Origin of the sequence: Phytobacter diazotrophicus (assembly GCF_052061655.1) — a bacterium.
In the GTDB taxonomy this organism is placed as follows: domain Bacteria; phylum Pseudomonadota; class Gammaproteobacteria; order Enterobacterales; family Enterobacteriaceae; genus Phytobacter; species Phytobacter diazotrophicus.
On sequence record NZ_CM125428.1, the window covers coordinates 1,814,576 to 1,830,362 of the forward strand.

General features: G+C 53.9%; 15 protein-coding genes. 10 read left to right on the forward strand and 5 right to left on the reverse strand.

Annotation, left to right across the window (positions count from 1 at the left end; genetic code table 11):
- Window positions 1-102: 102 nt before the first annotated feature.
- The gene (gene dld, locus ACS0RQ_RS08715) at window positions 103-1,809 is read right to left on the reverse strand and encodes a D-lactate dehydrogenase (protein ID WP_271850738.1); all 1,707 of its coding nucleotides are present in this window, start codon (window positions 1,807-1,809) and stop codon (window positions 103-105) included.
- Between the two features lie 174 nt (window positions 1,810-1,983).
- On the opposite strand from dld, the gene bglX reads away from it, so the two are divergent.
- The 5 genes from bglX to ACS0RQ_RS08740 all read left to right on the forward strand — a co-directional run bounded on the left by bglX (window position 1,984) and on the right by ACS0RQ_RS08740 (window position 8,188).
- On the forward strand, window positions 1,984-4,281 hold the full coding sequence (gene bglX / locus ACS0RQ_RS08720) for a beta-glucosidase BglX (protein ID WP_271850737.1): 2,298 nt from the start codon (window positions 1,984-1,986) through the stop codon (window positions 4,279-4,281).
- Between the two features lie 173 nt (window positions 4,282-4,454).
- Complete coding sequence (gene osmF / locus ACS0RQ_RS08725) at window positions 4,455-5,366, forward strand: glycine betaine ABC transporter substrate-binding protein OsmF (RefSeq protein ID WP_041852012.1); 912 nt, start codon at window positions 4,455-4,457, stop codon at window positions 5,364-5,366.
- 2 nt (window positions 5,367-5,368) lie between these two features.
- Window positions 5,369-6,523 carry an ABC transporter permease gene (locus ACS0RQ_RS08730; RefSeq protein ID WP_271850736.1) on the forward strand — a complete coding sequence of 385 codons (1,155 nt, stop codon included), beginning with the start codon at window positions 5,369-5,371 and terminating at the stop codon, window positions 6,521-6,523.
- Window positions 6,520-7,467 carry an ABC transporter ATP-binding protein gene (locus ACS0RQ_RS08735; protein ID WP_041852010.1) on the forward strand — a complete coding sequence of 316 codons (948 nt, stop codon included), beginning with the start codon at window positions 6,520-6,522 and terminating at the stop codon, window positions 7,465-7,467. The genes ACS0RQ_RS08730 and ACS0RQ_RS08735 overlap by 4 nt, the downstream gene beginning before the upstream one ends.
- On the forward strand, window positions 7,451-8,188 hold the full coding sequence (locus ACS0RQ_RS08740; RefSeq protein ID WP_271850735.1) for an ABC transporter permease: 738 nt from the start codon (window positions 7,451-7,453) through the stop codon (window positions 8,186-8,188). Before ACS0RQ_RS08735 ends, ACS0RQ_RS08740 begins: the two co-directional genes overlap by 17 nt.
- On the opposite strand, the gene ACS0RQ_RS08745 is transcribed toward ACS0RQ_RS08740, so the two are convergent.
- Together ACS0RQ_RS08745 and mlrA are read right to left on the reverse strand one after the other, a co-directional pair.
- Window positions 8,163-8,276, reverse strand: coding sequence for a protein YohO (locus ACS0RQ_RS08745; protein ID WP_075203650.1), 114 nt, complete (start codon window positions 8,274-8,276; stop codon window positions 8,163-8,165). The two genes, ACS0RQ_RS08740 and ACS0RQ_RS08745, sit on opposite strands and share 26 nt — an antisense overlap.
- Window positions 8,277-8,334: 58 nt before the next feature.
- Window positions 8,335-9,066: an HTH-type transcriptional regulator MlrA gene (mlrA, locus tag ACS0RQ_RS08750; RefSeq protein WP_041852008.1), complete on the reverse strand. Its 732-nt coding sequence runs from the start codon at window positions 9,064-9,066 to the stop codon at window positions 8,335-8,337.
- 220 nt (window positions 9,067-9,286) lie between these two features.
- Between mlrA and ACS0RQ_RS08755 the strand changes: the two genes are divergently transcribed.
- From ACS0RQ_RS08755 to ACS0RQ_RS08775, 5 genes are all read left to right on the forward strand, one after another.
- Window positions 9,287-10,975, forward strand: a complete 1,689-nt coding sequence (locus tag ACS0RQ_RS08755) for a sensor histidine kinase (RefSeq protein WP_041852007.1) — start codon at window positions 9,287-9,289, stop codon at window positions 10,973-10,975.
- Window positions 10,969-11,688, forward strand: a complete 720-nt coding sequence (gene btsR / locus ACS0RQ_RS08760; protein WP_103278766.1) for a two-component system response regulator BtsR — start codon at window positions 10,969-10,971, stop codon at window positions 11,686-11,688. The genes ACS0RQ_RS08755 and btsR overlap by 7 nt, the downstream gene beginning before the upstream one ends.
- A 105-nt stretch (window positions 11,689-11,793) precedes the next feature.
- Window positions 11,794-12,135 (forward strand): type II toxin-antitoxin system RelE/ParE family toxin, encoded by a 342-nt coding sequence (locus tag ACS0RQ_RS08765; RefSeq protein ID WP_271850734.1) that lies wholly within the window; start codon window positions 11,794-11,796, stop codon window positions 12,133-12,135.
- Window positions 12,132-12,476: a helix-turn-helix domain-containing protein gene (locus ACS0RQ_RS08770; protein ID WP_271850733.1), complete on the forward strand. Its 345-nt coding sequence runs from the start codon at window positions 12,132-12,134 to the stop codon at window positions 12,474-12,476. Before ACS0RQ_RS08765 ends, ACS0RQ_RS08770 begins: the two co-directional genes overlap by 4 nt.
- A gap of 82 nt (window positions 12,477-12,558) precedes the next feature.
- The gene (locus tag ACS0RQ_RS08775) at window positions 12,559-13,035 is read left to right on the forward strand and encodes a YehS family protein (RefSeq protein ID WP_071195708.1); all 477 of its coding nucleotides are present in this window, start codon (window positions 12,559-12,561) and stop codon (window positions 13,033-13,035) included.
- A gap of 41 nt (window positions 13,036-13,076) precedes the next feature.
- Here ACS0RQ_RS08775 and ACS0RQ_RS08780 read toward each other — a convergent pair whose 3' ends face one another.
- A complete protein-coding gene (locus tag ACS0RQ_RS08780; RefSeq protein WP_041852002.1) occupies window positions 13,077-13,535 on the reverse strand; it encodes a YehR family lipoprotein in 459 nt (152 codons plus the stop codon).
- 86 nt (window positions 13,536-13,621) lie between these two features.
- The gene (metG, locus tag ACS0RQ_RS08785; RefSeq protein ID WP_271850732.1) at window positions 13,622-15,652 is read right to left on the reverse strand and encodes a methionine--tRNA ligase; all 2,031 of its coding nucleotides are present in this window, start codon (window positions 15,650-15,652) and stop codon (window positions 13,622-13,624) included.
- Between the last annotated feature and the right edge of the window lie 135 nt (window positions 15,653-15,787).

Here is a 15,787-nt window from a genome sequence, read left to right on the forward strand (position 1 = left end):
ACGTTTCTCTGGCCTGCTACTTTAGTACGAATGAAGAGTACAATACAGCCTGGCTTAAACATATATCGCAGTTAGACTGCGACGAACCACTAACGTCATAGCCTATTGCCAGTTTTTTCTCTTGCTTGTTTTTCCGATCCCAGGGTTCATGCTGTTAGTTGGGTCATTATCCAGATAAAAACGTTTTAAATCATCGGGCGCTTCATATAAATGCCCCACGTTATGTTCAGCCGGATATTGCGCGCCGCGCTGGCGCAATAATTCCAGCATCTGTTCTTTAAGCGCGTGCGTATCAACGCCTTTCTTCACAATATAATCCTGATGGAAAACATGGCAGAAGAAATGGCCATAATAGAGCTTCCAGGTTAACTGGCTGTCAATCTCCGGCGGCAGATGTTCGAACCAGTCATTGTCATTGCGGCGCAGGGCAATATCCAGCGCCAGAATGTCTTCTACTTCATCGGCATGTACCGCCTGATAGCGAATTGCCGCCCCCGCTGCGGCGAAGCGGTGAAGAAAGGCTTTGTTCCCTTCTTCTGTTGTACAGGCGAAGAACCCGCCCTCTGCCGTCTTAAAATACTCAGTCAGCCAATGTTGTGCCTCGGCGATACCGTCACCCGACATTTTCAGTAGCAGATGGTGTTCATACTTATCCCGCCAGCTTTTCATTCGCGGTGGCAGGTGAGAGGGGAACAGGTGCCCCAGCTTTTGCATTGCCCGGTCGGTAAAGTGCGGCTTAAATACGGAAGCTTTGGCCAGCAGGGCATCGGTGCGGCCTTTCAGGGTAAAAAAGAAAGGCATTTTGTCGGTGCCGAGCTTGTCTATCATCAGGAAAGTGTCTTTCCCGTAGCGCTCGGCGATATCGTAAATATCGCGATGCATATACTCCCCCGCCACCGGCAAATGGGTGAACTCACTAAGGATATGGCGGCGAAGCTCGCTCAGCACCTCCGGCTGGTTGGTGCCGATATAAAAGACCTGCTGATGGGTGGGGGCGACAAAGGTGTCCAGCCGTACTGCGAAGACGGCCAGTTTCCCGGCACAGCCGGAGGATTCAAACAGACGATCCGGGTCGGCGTTGTAGCGTGCCGGTGTATCCGCATCCACATCGCGCACGCGGGTGACGTAATCCTGATCATGCCCGTGACGCCCATCGTGGCGTACATCGGCGTCGGTCACCCGTTCGTCATCAAGTTTACTTAAGATTTGCTCCGGTGTACTGCCAAGCTCAATGCCAAGGTGGTTAACCAACTGGAGTCTGCCGGTTTCGTCAATTCGCGCATACAGCGACATTTCGGTGTATGCCGGGCCGCGCTGCACCAGCGCGCCGCCGGAGTTATTGCAAATCCCGCCGATGACCGATGCCCCGATACAGGATGAACCGATGACGGAATGCGGCTCGCGGCCAAGCGGTTTTAGCGCTTTTTCCAGCGAATAAAGGGTTGTACCCGGATAAGCCAGTACCTGCTCACCGTTATCGATAAGATGCAGTTTATCGAGCCGCAAGGTGCTGATGATAATGATGTCGCGGTCGTAGTCATTACCGTTTGGCGTTGAGCCTTCGGTCAGGCCAGTATTTGCCGCCTGCATCAGGATGATCTTATCGGCGTTCACACAGGCGCTGAGTACACGCCATAATTCAAGCAGAGTGCCGGGAAAGACGACGGCGAGCGCATCACCCTGCCCGGAACGAAACCCCTTACGGTAGCGTGCAGTTTTGGCCGGGTCGGTCAGGACATGTGAAGCTCCAGTGAGGCGTTCGAGTTCACGGATAAAAGCGATATGGTGTTGGGAAGTTGTAGAAGACATTTTCCTCTCCCTGGTGGTGGAACAGCGTTCTCGCTTTAAAGCATAGTGTCTGAAAGTGAGGAATTCTCAGAAAAATCAGAGAATAACTCTGCAAGCCGGACTACGATTATGGCACACTGCGTTTTTTTCATGGTCAGGCCCGTGAGTGGCTGTATAAACGAGAGAGTGAACGACATGAAATGGCTATGTTCGGTAGGTGTCGCCGTAAGCGTTGCGCTGCAACCGGTGATGGCAGAAGAGATGTTTGGTAACCATCCTCTGACGCCGCAAGCAAGGGATGCGTTTGTCACTGAATTACTAAAAAAAATGACGGTGGATGAAAAAATTGGGCAACTGCGACTGATTAGCGTCGGACCGGACAATCCGAAGGAAGCCATCCGTGACATGATTGCCAAAAACCAGGTCGGCGCCATCTTTAATACCGTGACCCGCCCGGATATCCGCGCGATGCAGGATCAGGTCATGCAGCTCAGCCGCCTGAAAATTCCTCTGTTTTTTGCCTACGACGTGGTTCACGGTCAACGGACCGTTTTCCCGATTAGCCTGGGTCTGGCCTCCAGCTTCAATCTTGATGCGGTGAAAACCGTCGGGCGCGTTTCCGCTTATGAAGCGGCGGATGACGGCCTGAACATGACCTGGGCGCCAATGGTGGATGTGTCCCGCGATCCGCGCTGGGGCCGTGGCTCTGAAGGCTTTGGTGAAGATACCTACCTGACCACGGAAATGGGCCGCGCGATGGTGAAATCCATGCAGGGCAAAAGCCCGGCGGATCGCTATTCGGTCATGACCAGCGTCAAGCACTTCGCCGCCTATGGCGCGGTTGAAGGGGGCAAGGAATACAATACCGTTGACATGAGCCCGCAGCGTCTGTTCAACGACTATTTGCCGCCGTACAAAGCCGGGCTGGAGGCAGGCAGCGGTGCGGTCATGGTGGCACTGAACTCTCTCAACGGCACCCCGGCAACTTCCGATTCCTGGCTGCTTAAAGATGTCCTGCGCGATGAGTGGGGCTTTAAAGGCATCACCGTTTCGGACCACGGCGCAATCAAAGAATTGATCAAACACGGCGTGGCCGCCGATCCGGAAGATGCGGTACGCGTGGCGCTCAAAGCCGGTATTAACATGAGCATGAGCGACGAGTACTACAGCAAGTACCTGCCGGGGCTTATCAAATCCGGTAAGGTCACTATGGCGGAACTCGACGATGCGACCCGCCACGTGCTGAACGTGAAATATGACATGGGTCTGTTCAACGACCCTTACAGTCACCTGGGGCCGAAAGATTCTGACCCGAAAGACACCAATGCGGAAAGTCGTCTGCATCGTAAAGAAGCACGAGAAGTGGCGCGCGAAAGTCTGGTCCTGCTGAAAAACCGTCTCGACACACTGCCGCTGAAAAAAGACGCGACCATCGCGGTGGTCGGTGCGTTGGCAGACAGCAAGCGTGACATGATGGGAAGCTGGTCGGCAGCCGGTGTGGCGGGGCAATCCGTAACCGTGCTGACAGGTATCCGCAACGCAGTAGGGCCTAAAGGCACTATCCTCTACGCTCGCGGTTCGAATATCACTGACGATAAAGGCATTGTCGATTTCCTCAATCTGTATGAGCCAGCCGTAGTGCAGGACAAACGCAGCCCGCAGGAGATGATTGATGAAGCCGTGAGCGTGGCGAAGAAATCGGATGTCGTCGTGGCGGTCGTCGGTGAAGCCCAGGGGATGGCACACGAAGCGTCAAGCCGTACGGATCTGACCATCCCACAAAGCCAGCGTGATTTGATTGCCGCGCTAAAAGCAACCGGTAAACCGCTGGTGCTGGTGCTGATGAATGGTCGTCCGCTGGCGCTGGTGAAAGAAGATCAGCAGGCCGATGCGATCCTTGAAACCTGGTTTGCCGGTACCGAAGGCGGTAATGCCATTGCTGATGTGCTGTTTGGTGATTACAACCCGTCCGGCAAGCTGCCGATGTCTTTCCCGCGCTCCGTCGGGCAGATCCCGGTCTATTACAGTCACCTGAACACCGGGCGTCCGTATAATGCCGATAAACCGAACAAGTACACGTCACGCTACTTCGACGAGGCCAATGGTCCGCTGTATCCGTTCGGTTACGGCCTGAGTTACACCACGTTTAACGTCTCCGATGTGAAAATGTCAGCACCGGCCATGACCCGTGACGGTAAAGTGACGGCCAGCGTCGATGTTACCAATACCGGCAAACGCGACGGTGCGACGGTTGTCCAGATGTATCTGCAGGATGTGACGGCGTCCATGAGTCGTCCGGTAGAACAACTGCGTGGTTTCGAAAAAGTGGATCTCAAAGCCGGGGAAACCAAAACCGTCAGCTTCCCGATTGATATCGAGGCGCTTAAGTTCTGGAATCAACGCATGAAATACGATGCAGAACCCGGCAAATTCAATGTCTTTATCGGCCTGGATTCAGCCCGTGTTAAACAGGGTGAATTTACCCTCCAGTAACCCCGCAAAGGCCGCTTTTTAGCGGCCTTTCATTTTTAAACCCCTTGCGTTATAACCGCTTCGTCTAATCAGAAACATCAAAATCTGAACGACTGATTTATTCCAGGTCGATTCTCTACTACGCTTTTTGCACAGCCGGAAATCCAGGCACCACAAAAAAAAGAGGTAAGAGCATGAAATCATTTTCGCAATGGAGCGCTGCAGGGTTATTGATGCTGGCCGCAGGCGCACAGGCGGCTGAGCCGGTTAAAGTGGGCTCCAAGATTGATACCGAAGGCGCGCTGCTGGGCAATATTATTTTGCAGGTCCTGGAAAGCCATGGCGTGAAAACCGTTAATAAAGTCCAGTTGGGTACCACGCCGGTGGTGCGCGGGGCGATCACCTCGGGTGAACTGGATATCTACCCGGAATATACCGGTAACGGCGCGTTTTTCTTTAAAGAAGAGAACGATCCGGCGTGGAAAAATGCGCAGCAAGGCTATGACAAAGTCAAAAAGCTGGATGCGGAGAAAAACAAACTGGTCTGGCTGACGCCAGCGCCTGCCAATAATACCTGGACTATCGCGGTACGCCAGGATGTTGCGCAGAAAAACAAGCTGGTCTCCCTTGACGATCTCAGTCGCTATCTGAAAGAGGGCGGTACCTTCAAACTTGCCGCTTCCGCCGAGTTTATCGAACGCACCGACGCCTTACCGGCCTTCGAAAAAGCCTATAACTTCAAGCTCAACCAGCAGCAGTTGCTGTCGCTGGCGGGGGGCGATACGGCCGTGACCATCAAAGCCGCCGCACAGCAAACATCAGGCGTGAATGCGGCGATGGCCTACGGCACAGATGGGCCGGTTGCGGCGCTGGGGCTGCAAACCCTGACCGACCCGAAAGGCGTTCAGCCTATTTATGCGCCTGCCCCGGTTGTGCGTGAAGCGGTGCTGAAAGCTTACCCGCAACTGGATGAGTGGCTGAAACCGGTATTTGCCAGCCTGGATGAAAAAACGCTGCAGAAACTGAATGCCAGTATTGCAGTGGAAGGTCTCGACGCCAAAAAAGTGGCCGCCGATTACCTGAAAGGAAAGGGACTGATTAAATAAACGTGGAGCGACGTTGTCATAACCGCGTGTTGTTGCTGCTGGTGTTACTGGCACTGGCGGCAATAACACTGCCCTTCGTGAGTTACGCCCCTAACCGCCTGGTCTCCGGGGAAAGTCGTGCAATCTGGCAGGTCTGGCCCGCATATGCCGCCTGGGGACTGCTTGTACCGGCAGGGCTACTGCTTTTGAGCTTTCTCCCGCATCGCATTGCCAGTCTGGCAACGTTACTGCTTACCGAAGCGCCATTTTGCGTATTAGTCTGGTGCGCGGGCAGGGCTGCCACCGATCTGGCGCAGTCAGGCAGCGCACTTGCCCGCACCTCCCCCGGCAGCGGCTTATGGCTGTGGCTGGCGCTGTCGTTACTGGCCAGTAGTGATGCAATCCGACGGCTAACGGTCAATCCGGTCTGGCGCTGGCTGCTGCATGCGCAAATCTGGATCCTGCCCCTGTGGCTGCTGCTCAGTGGGCAACTGGATTCGCTCTCTTTGCTTAAGGAGTACGCGAATCGGCAGGACGTCTTTAACGATGCGCTGGCGCAACATCTCAAACTGCTGTTTGGTACGCTGCTACCGGCGCTGGCACTGGGGGTGGGTATCGGCCTGTGGTGTTATCGCCATCCGTCGCGTCAACAACCGGTGTTTGCCGTACTGAATGTGATTCAGACCGTGCCGTCCGTTGCGCTATTTGGTCTGTTGATCGCACCACTGGCAGGGCTGGTGGCGCAGTTCCCCTGGTTGGGTTCGCTCGGCGTGGCGGGAACCGGTATCACACCTGCGCTGATTGCGCTGGTTCTCTACGCGTTGTTACCGCTGGTTCGCGGTGTGGTGGCGGGCTTAAACCAGGTACCGGCAGATGTGCTGGAAAGCGCCAAAGGGATGGGCATGAGCGCCCGTCAGCGGTTTTTGCATATACGACTGCCGCTGGCGTTACCCATTTTGCTGCGTAGCCTGCGGGTGGTCACGGTACAGACGGTGGGCATGGCGGTGATTGCGGCGCTGATTGGCGCAGGCGGCTTTGGCGCACTGGTGTTTCAGGGGCTTTTAAGTAGCGCACTGGATCTTGTGTTATTGGGTGTGATCCCGGTTATTGCTCTGGCAGTGGTCGTGGACGCACTGTTTGCGCTGGGTATCGCGCTGTTGGAGGTAAAACAGCCATGATTGAATTCAGGCATGTCAGCAAATCTTTCGCCGGGCAACAGGCGGTGAGCGATCTGAATCTTGAATGTAAAACCGGCGCGTTTTCCGTGTTGATTGGTACATCAGGATCCGGGAAATCTACCACCCTGAAAATGATCAACCGCCTGGTGGAGCATGATGAAGGCACCATTTTGTTTGCTGGTGAGGAGATCCGCAGCCTGCCGGTACTGGAACTGCGTCGGCGGATGGGTTACGCCATTCAGTCGATAGGCCTGTTTCCGCACTGGACGGTGGCCCACAACATCGCCACCGTGTTGCAATTGCAAAAATGGTCGCGTGGGAAAATCGCCGCGCGAGTAGATGAACTGATGGCTTTACTGGGGCTGGATGAGAGCCTGCGCGACCGTTTTCCCCATCAACTTTCCGGCGGTCAGCAGCAGCGTGTTGGCGTGGCCCGCGCGCTGGCGGCAGACCCGGAGGTGTTGCTGATGGATGAGCCCTTCGGTGCGCTGGATCCGGTCACGCGTGGTGCGCTCCAGCAGGAGATGATTCGTATTCACCGTCTGCTGGGCCGCACCATTGTGCTGGTCACCCATGATATTGATGAGGCGCTACAGTTGGCGGATCACCTGGTCTTAATGGACAGTGGGGCGATTGTGCAGCAGGGGACACCGCTGGAGATGTTAACCCGCCCGGCAACCCCGTTTGTCCGCGACTTTTTTGGTCGCAGCGAGTTGGGGGTTCGTCTGCTTTCATTGCGCCATGTCAGCGCCTGGATGCGGCCGGGCGAAACGGTGGCGGGGGAACCACTGCGAGAGGATATGACCTTGCGCGAAGCCTTATCGCTGTTTGTCGCCCGCCAGTGTGATGTGCTCCCCGTCGCTGATGCGCAAGGCGTGCCCTGCGGTACTCTGCATTTTCGCGACCTGCTCAGAACGGAGGCGCTCAGTGAGACTTCTGCGTGACCCGCTAATCTGGCTTATCGCCGTGTTTGTCGCACTGCTCGTGGCGATGCCCTACAGCGGCGCACTCTTTGGTACGCTATTCCCTCAGTTGCCGCGACCGGTTTATCAGCAGGAAAGTTTTGTCTCCCTGACGCTTGCCCATTTCTGGCTGGTGGGGGTGTCGAGTCTGCTGGCGATAGTCATTGGGCTGGGGGCGGGAATTACAGTGACGCGCCCATGGGGCCGCGAATTTCGCCCGCTGGTGGAGACCATTGCCGCAGTAGGGCAGACCTTTCCACCGGTGGCGGTACTGGCCATTGCGGTACCGGTTATGGGATTTGGCCGCGAGCCTGCCATTATCGCGCTGATTCTCTATGGGGTCTTGCCGATATTACAGGGCACGCTGGCGGGGATTGCCGCTGTGCCGGAGAGCGTACACAGTGTGGCAAAAGGGATGGGGATGAGCAGTATGCAGCAACTTTTCAGGGTTGAACTGCCGCTGGCGGCGCCGGTCATTATTGCCGGGATCCGCACGTCCGTGATTATTAACATCGGTACGGCGACCATTGCGTCTACGGTCGGCGCCAGCACGCTGGGAACGCCGATCATTATCGGCCTGAGCGGGTTTAATACGGCTTACGTCGTGCAAGGGGCCGTTCTGGTTGCGCTGGCCGCTATCATTGTTGATAGAGGATTCGAGCGTCTTGCCCGCTTATTCAGCCTGCACCGCCGCGAACAATAAAAGAGTAGCCAGCGAGCATCACGCCACCGATGCCGCCGATCGCCATCAGCAGAAAAATCGCTATGACGGTAAGTTTGGACAGGTTCATTTTTCGCTCCTTTGTTAAGAAACGTATTATACGAGGAAGCGGGGCTGTTAATGAACCATTAAATGCCCAGCGGAAAAATGGCATGTCCGTTTTGCTGCCAGTCATGCATCTGTTTTTGCTGTGACGAGGAGGGGGCCTCGCCACACCACACCAGTAATGTCTGGCCTTCAAACATCTCCGGGCGCAGATAACTCAACGAGTGCGCCAGCACGTCCACCCGCCAGCCTTGCTGGCTTGCCATCCAGCCCTCCAGCCAGATTCGGGTAGTATCCTGCACATTCCAGCCGACAACCAGCGCGTCACGCCCGTTTTTCTTGCGCGCGGTATTCAGGCAACCGCAAATATAGTTAATCAATACCCCGTCGAGCAGACTGAGCATCACCGTGAGGGCAGGCTGCTGGGATTGCAAACGGCGACGAAGAGGGATAAACAGGTGGGTTATCAGCGTCTCTGCCGGGTAGTCGTGGCTGCGCTCTTTAATCCACAGACGCAGTCGTTGCAGGTTGCCGCTTTGCAGAATCTGCAATACTGCTTCCTGCTGGGCGCGCCAGCCATTGCGTTCATGTTCGGGTTCATTATTGAGCAGGGTCTGTACCTTACTGACCTGGACCCCGGTATCGATCCAGCGTTTTATTTCACGAATTCGGTCGATGTCGGCATCGGTAAACAACCGATGACCGCCTTCCGTGCGCTGTGGTTTGAACAATCCGTAGCGTCGCTGCCATGCCCGCAAAGTCACGGGATTGATATCGCATAACATCGCCACTTCACCAATCGTGTAAAGCGCCATGGTTTCACCTTTGCAAGAAATCCCCCACTTTAACTTTAGCCGTTCTTACTTAAACCAGGTTGAATTGTTTGTTTAATGTTCGATATGTATCCATTTCGTATCATTATGCTTTCAGGATTGTGATAACGAGCACGAATTAACATTTTTTTGGAAACCCTCAAAGAATCTCTGCGCGACTCCATGTAAGGTACGCGCTTTCAGTCAACGCGGTGCTGCGGGTATGTACGAATTTAATCTGGTGTTGCTGCTGCTCCAGCAAATGTGTGTGTTTTTGGTTATCGCCTGGCTGATGAGCAAAACACGTCTTTTTATTCCGCTGATGCAAGTCACGGTACGTCTGCCGCATAAATTGCTCTGTTATGTCACCTTTTCAATTTTCTGCATTCTGGGTACCTATTTCGGTTTGCATATTGAAGATTCTATTGCCAATACACGGGCGATTGGTGCGGTGATGGGCGGGTTGCTCGGCGGCCCGCTGGTGGGCGGGCTGGTGGGGTTAACGGGTGGGTTACACCGTTACTCAATGGGCGGCATGACCGCGTTGAGCTGTATGATTTCCACCATTGTGGAAGGGCTGCTCGGTGGGCTGGTACACAGTATTTTAATCAAGCGTGGCCGCACCGACAGGGTCTTTAATCCGCTCACCGCCGGGGCCATTACCTGCGTAGCGGAGCTGACACAGATGTTAATCATCCTGCTTATCGCCCGACCGTATGAGAGCGCGCTGCATCTGGTGCAAAGTATTGCGGCCCCAATGATGGTGACCAATACCGTGGGCGCGGCGCTGTTTATGCGCATCCTGCTCGACAAGCGCGCCATGTTTGAAAAATATACCTCGGCGTTTTCTGCCACGGCCCTCAAAGTCGCCGCGTCGACCGAAGGGATCTTGCGTCAGGGCTTCAACGAAGAAAACAGCATGAAAGTCGCCCAGGTCCTCTATAAAGAGCTGGATATCGGCGCGGTGGCGATTACCGATCGCGAGAAGCTGCTGGCGTTTACCGGCACGGGGGACGACCATCATCTTCCCGGCAGGCCTATCTCGTCCGTCTGGACGCAAAAAGCCATCGAAAGTGGCGAAGTGGTGTATGCCGATGGCAATGAGGTGCCGTACCGCTGCTCGCTGCATCCACAGTGCAAACTGGGTTCAACGCTGGTCATTCCATTGCGCGGTGAAAACCAGCGCGTTGTGGGCACCATCAAACTGTATGAAGCAAAAAACCGGCTCTTTAGCTCCATCAACCGCACCCTGGGGGAGGGGATTGCGCAGTTGCTGTCGGCGCAAATCCTTGCCGGACAGTATGAGCGGCAAAAAGCGCTGCTGACCCAGTCGGAAATCAAATTACTGCATGCGCAGGTCAATCCCCATTTTCTGTTCAATGCCCTGAATACGCTGATGGCAGTGATCCGCCGCGACAGCGATCAGGCCGGTCTGCTGGTGCAATATCTGTCGACATTCTTTCGCAAAAACCTTAAGCGACCGTCGGAAATCGTCACCCTGGCCGATGAGCTTGAACACGTTAATGCGTATCTGCAAATTGAAAAGGCGCGCTTTCAGTCCCGCCTACAGGTACAACTGCACGTGCCGGATGCGCTTTCGCATCTCCATCTGCCCGCTTTTACCCTGCAACCGATTGTGGAAAATGCCATTAAACATGGCACCTCACAACTGCTTGGCGTAGGGGAAATCACCATTAATGCCAGCCAGGATGGTGACCATCTGGTGTTGGATATTGAAGATAATGCCGGGCTGTATCAGCCCAAAACAGATGCCAGTGGTTTAGGGATGAGTCTGGTGGATAAGCGCCTGCGGGCGCGCTTTGGTGATGGATGCGGCATTTCGGTTGCCTGTGAGCCTGATATCTTTACCCGAATTACCCTACGACTCCCGCTGGAGGAAAGCGCATGTTAAAAGTGCTGATTGTTGATGATGAACCGTTGGCGCGTGAAAATCTGCGTATTTTACTGCAGGAAGAGAGCGATATTGAGATTGTGGGCGAATGCGCCAACGCGGTGGAGGGCATCGGCGCGGTGCATAAATTGCGCCCGGATGTGCTGTTTCTTGATATCCAGATGCCGCGCATTAGCGGGCTGGAAATGGTGGGGATGCTCGACCCGGAACACCGACCCTATGTGGTTTTTCTCACCGCTTTTGATGAATACGCGGTGAAGGCGTTTGAGGAACACGCCTTTGACTATCTGCTAAAACCGATAGAGGCGCGCCGCCTGGAGAAAACCCTCACCCGGCTGCGTCAGGAGCGCAATGTCCAGGACGTATCGGTGCTGCCGGAAAATCAGGCATCGCTGAAATTTATTCCCTGTACCGGGCATAGCCGCATTTATCTATTGCAGATGGATGAGGTTGCGTTTGTGAGTAGCCGCATGAGCGGTGTCTATGTTACCAGCCATGACGGCAAAGAGGGCTTCACCGAACTGACCCTGCGCACGCTGGAGAGCCGTACGCCGCTGCTGCGCTGTCATCGGCAGTATCTGGTGAATATGGCACATCTGAAAGAGATCCGTCTGGAAGATAACGGCCAGGCGGAGTTGCTGCTGCGCGACGGACAGACTGTGCCGGTTAGCCGTCGCTATCTTAAGAACTTAAAAGAAGCGCTGGGGTTGTAGCCGCTAATAAAACGCGAACGTTTTCGCAAGAAAGCATCGCTGCTATTGTGAACAAACCTAGTATATAATTTTATACGCATCCACACACAGTAAGGATGCGCAGTAATGTATGCAAAGGATATCAACTGGCGAGGCTCTACACTCGACGATCTCATCACTTTCCCGCAGGCGATAAGGCGCATCGCAGGTTTCGAACTCCACAAAGTTCAGCATGGCAGGGAACCGACAGACTGGAAGCCGATTAATGAGTGGGGGATGGGCGTCATTGAGATTCGCCTGCATGGTGAAGACGGTGAGTATCGTGTGGTGTATGTCGCCAGGTTTTCCGATGTCGTTTGTGTCCTGCATTGTTTTCAAAAGAAAACACAAAAAACGAGCCAGCGGGATATCGCCATCATCAAAGCACGATATAAAGCAGCACGAGACGAATGGAGAGAGAAAAAATGACGCATATAGTGGATACAAAGGTTCGTCACATCACAAAAGCCAGTGGCAACATTTTTTCTGACCTTGGGTTTGCTCCGCAAGAGGCATCGCAACTGCTGGCTGCGTCCAGAGAAGAGATGGCAAGAGCCGATGAATTAAAGAAGCAACTGATGATGGAAATCACCGACTGGATGAAACACAACGGTCTTAAACAGGTCGATGCCGCCAAAGTTCTCCATGTCTCTCGCCCCCGCGTGTCCGATGTCGTTAATCAGAAAACAGAAAAATTCACCATTGATACATTGGTCGGTATGGCAACACTGATTGGAAAACGTGTGCAACTGGTTATTGATAAGGTTTAACCGGCTGCAATCTAAAAGAAGCGCTGGGGTTGTAGCTTTTGATGGTAGACTGCGCGCTTACGATGATTTTTTCGAAGGCTTTATGCTCAATAACGATATCTTACGTAGCTTACGCTACGCACTGAAAATGAATAATGGCGACCTCAAGCGCGTATTTGCGCTGGCAGACGCCCCGGTGAGCGACGAGCAGCTTGTCGGCTGGTTGCACAAAGAAGATGAAGAGGGCTTTCAGCGCTGTCCGGACATTATGATGTCTGTCTTCCTCAACGGCCTGATTTATGAACGCCGTGGTAAAGATGAATCTCAGCCTGCGCTGGTGACCGAGCGTAAGATGACAAACAACATCATCCTTAAAAAATTACGCATCGCCTTTTCGCTGAAAACGGACGATATTCTGGCGATCCTCACCGAGCAGAAATTCCGCGTCTCCATGCCGGAGATTACCGCCATGATGCGGGCGACCGAGCATAAAAATTTCCGTGAATGCGGCGATCAGTTCTTGCGTTATTTCCTGCGTGGACTGGCGGTGCGTGAGCACGCGAAACCTGCTGCTCAGTAAAGGCAATGCCAGCGCGTGACAAACGCGCGCTGGCACGTTGATTATTTCACTTCTTTAAAACCATGTGATTCCAGAAGCTGCTGTGATTTCGTCATGCTGACGCCATCTTTCACATCACCGGTGAACGCCGCGCCCTGTATCTGCTGCAATGCGTTACGATCGGCTTTGGTATAGTCGACAGTCAATGTTTCTGTCGCGTAAGTGTCCTGATAATCGATACTTTCCGTCACGCCCTGAATCGATTTGTATTTCTCACTGATCGGCCCCAGGCGTTGCATTGCTGCCTCTTTATTTGCGGCCCCAACGCTTGCGTACTGAATCTTATTCTTTGCCGTCTGACGTAATACCACATCGTCTTTATAGTAATAGGTCAGAGAAATCTCTGTTTTGCCATCCGTCCAGTTAAATGTCTTACTCTGTTCTTTGTCACCACAGCCGCTGACGGCAAATAAGACCAGAGTAGTCAGTGCGATGGCGATCATTTTTTTAAACATATTCATAAAGCCCCTTTTGTTAGAAAAATCCTGTCCATTGAAGAATAGTGCAATAAAAAAAAGGCGCTGTTTTCACAGCGCCTTTCAGCGATTTATTTTACCTGTTGGCCAGGTTTTGCACCCTCATCAGGGCTTAACAGGAAGATATCTTTCCCGCCAGGGCCTGCGGCCATTACCATACCTTCTGAAATACCGAAGCGCATTTTGCGCGGCGCCAGGTTAGCGACCATCACCGTCAGGCGACCGATCAGCACCTGCGGGTCCGGGTAGGCGGAACGAATGCCGGAGAAGACATTGCGTTTCTGACCGCCCAGATCCAGCGTCAGGCGTAGCAGTTTGTCAGAACCCTCGACAAACTCCGCGTTTTCAATCAGCGCCACGCGCAGGTCGACTTTAGCGAAATCGTCAAAACTGATGGTTTCGGCAATCGGGTCATCTGCCAGCGGACCGGTGACCGGTACGGCAGCGGCTTTCACTTCCTCTTTTGACGCCTCAACCAGCGCTTCGACCTGTTTCATCTCAATGCGGTTATACAACGCCTTAAAGGTATTCACTTTGTGGCCAAGCAGCGGCTGTTCGATAGCATCCCAAACCAGTGTGGTGTTCAGGAACGCCTCGACACGTTCGCTCAGGGTCGGCAGAACCGGTTTCAGCCAGGTCATCAGCACGCGGAACAGGTTGATACCCATGGAGCAAATCGCCTGCAGATCAGCGTCGCGACCTTCCTGTTTTGCGACAACCCACGGAGCCTGCTCGTCAACATAACGGTTAGCCACGTCAGCCAGCGCCATGATTTCACGAATCGCTTTGCCGAATTCACGGCTCTCCCACGCATCAGCAATGGTGGCCGATGCATCGGTAAAGGTTTTATACAGTGCCGGATCCGCCAGCTCAGCCGCCAGTACACCATCGAAACGTTTGGCGATAAAGCCTGCACAACGGGACGCCAGATTCACCACTTTGTTGACGATATCAGCGTTAACACGCTGAACGAAATCTTCCAGATTCAGGTCGATGTCATCGATGCGGGAAGAGAGCTTCGCCGCGTAGTAGTAACGCAGGCTGTCCGCATCAAAGTGGTTCAGCCAGGTGCTGGCCTTAATAAAGGTGCCGCGCGATTTGGACATCTTCGCACCGTTCACTGTCACGTAACCGTGCACGAACAGATTGGTCGGCTTGCGGAAATTGCTGCCTTCCAGCATCGCTGGCCAGAACAGGCTGTGGAAATAGACGATGTCTTTGCCGATAAAGTGATACAGCTCGGCATCCGACTCTTTTTTCCACCAGTCGTCAAAGTTCAGGTCGCTGCGTTTATCGCACAGGTTCTTGAAGGAGCCCATGTAGCCGATAGGCGCATCCAGCCAGACGTAAAAATATTTGCCCGGCGCGTTGGGGATTTCGAAACCGAAATAGGGTGCGTCGCGGGAGATATCCCACTGCTGCAGGCCGGCGTCGAACCACTCCTGCATTTTGTTGGCTACCTGCTCCTGCAGCGCACCGCTACGGGTCCACGCCTGCAGCATTTCACTGAACGAAGGCAGGTCGAAGAAGAAGTGTTCGGAATCACGCATTTCAGGCGTTGCACCGGACACCACGGATTTCGGATCGATAAGTTCGGTCGGGCTGTAGGTCGCGCCGCACACTTCACAGTTATCGCCGTACTGATCCGGAGACTTACATTTCGGGCAGGTGCCTTTAACAAAACGATCCGGCAGGAACATCCCTTTTTCCGGGTCGTAAAGCTGAGAGATAGTGCGGTTTTTAATAAAACCGTTCTCTTTCAGGCGAGTGTAGATCAGCTCCGACAGCTCGCGGTTCTCTTCGCTGTGCGTAGAGTGGTAGTTGTCATAGCTGATATTAAAGCCAGCGAAATCCGTCTGGTGTTCCTGACTCATGTCACCAATCATCTGCTCCGGGGTGATGCCCATTTGTTGCGCTTTGAGCATAATCGGCGTGCCGTGAGCATCGTCCGCGCAGATGAAGTTGACATTGTGGCCGCGCATTCGCTGGTAACGGACCCAGACATCAGCCTGGATGTGCTCCAGCATATGGCCGAGGTGGATTGAGCCGTTGGCGTACGGCAATGCGCACGTTACCAGAATTTTCTTCGCGACTTGAGTCATAGTGGGTATTACTTCTTCTTTAGTAAAAAGGGGTTTTGATGTTACCTGAAAGGGAAAAGTTGTGCCATAAAAGCCCGCCCTGGATTGGGCACTATTGAGAAATGAAAAATGGGTGACAGTGGAGTAAACTTGAAC

What these genes read in the sequence shown, in the direction of transcription:
- dld (WP_271850738.1), bottom strand. Translation starts at nt 1,809, where the DNA reads ATGTCTTCTACAACTTCCCAACACCATATCGCTTTTATCCGTGAACTC.
- bglX (WP_271850737.1), top strand. Translation starts at nt 1,984, where the DNA reads ATGAAATGGCTATGTTCGGTAGGTGTCGCCGTAAGCGTTGCGCTGCAA.
- osmF (WP_041852012.1), top strand. Translation starts at nt 4,455, where the DNA reads ATGAAATCATTTTCGCAATGGAGCGCTGCAGGGTTATTGATGCTGGCC.
- ACS0RQ_RS08735 (WP_041852010.1), top strand. Translation starts at nt 6,520, where the DNA reads ATGATTGAATTCAGGCATGTCAGCAAATCTTTCGCCGGGCAACAGGCG.
- ACS0RQ_RS08745 (WP_075203650.1), bottom strand. Translation starts at nt 8,276, where the DNA reads ATGAACCTGTCCAAACTTACCGTCATAGCGATTTTTCTGCTGATGGCG.
- mlrA (WP_041852008.1), bottom strand. Translation starts at nt 9,066, where the DNA reads ATGGCGCTTTACACGATTGGTGAAGTGGCGATGTTATGCGATATCAAT.
- ACS0RQ_RS08755 (WP_041852007.1), top strand. Translation starts at nt 9,287, where the DNA reads ATGTACGAATTTAATCTGGTGTTGCTGCTGCTCCAGCAAATGTGTGTG.
- btsR (WP_103278766.1), top strand. Translation starts at nt 10,969, where the DNA reads ATGTTAAAAGTGCTGATTGTTGATGATGAACCGTTGGCGCGTGAAAAT.
- ACS0RQ_RS08765 (WP_271850734.1), top strand. Translation starts at nt 11,794, where the DNA reads ATGTATGCAAAGGATATCAACTGGCGAGGCTCTACACTCGACGATCTC.
- ACS0RQ_RS08770 (WP_271850733.1), top strand. Translation starts at nt 12,132, where the DNA reads ATGACGCATATAGTGGATACAAAGGTTCGTCACATCACAAAAGCCAGT.
- ACS0RQ_RS08775 (WP_071195708.1), top strand. Translation starts at nt 12,559, where the DNA reads ATGCTCAATAACGATATCTTACGTAGCTTACGCTACGCACTGAAAATG.
- ACS0RQ_RS08780 (WP_041852002.1), bottom strand. Translation starts at nt 13,535, where the DNA reads ATGAATATGTTTAAAAAAATGATCGCCATCGCACTGACTACTCTGGTC.
- metG (WP_271850732.1), bottom strand. Translation starts at nt 15,652, where the DNA reads ATGACTCAAGTCGCGAAGAAAATTCTGGTAACGTGCGCATTGCCGTAC.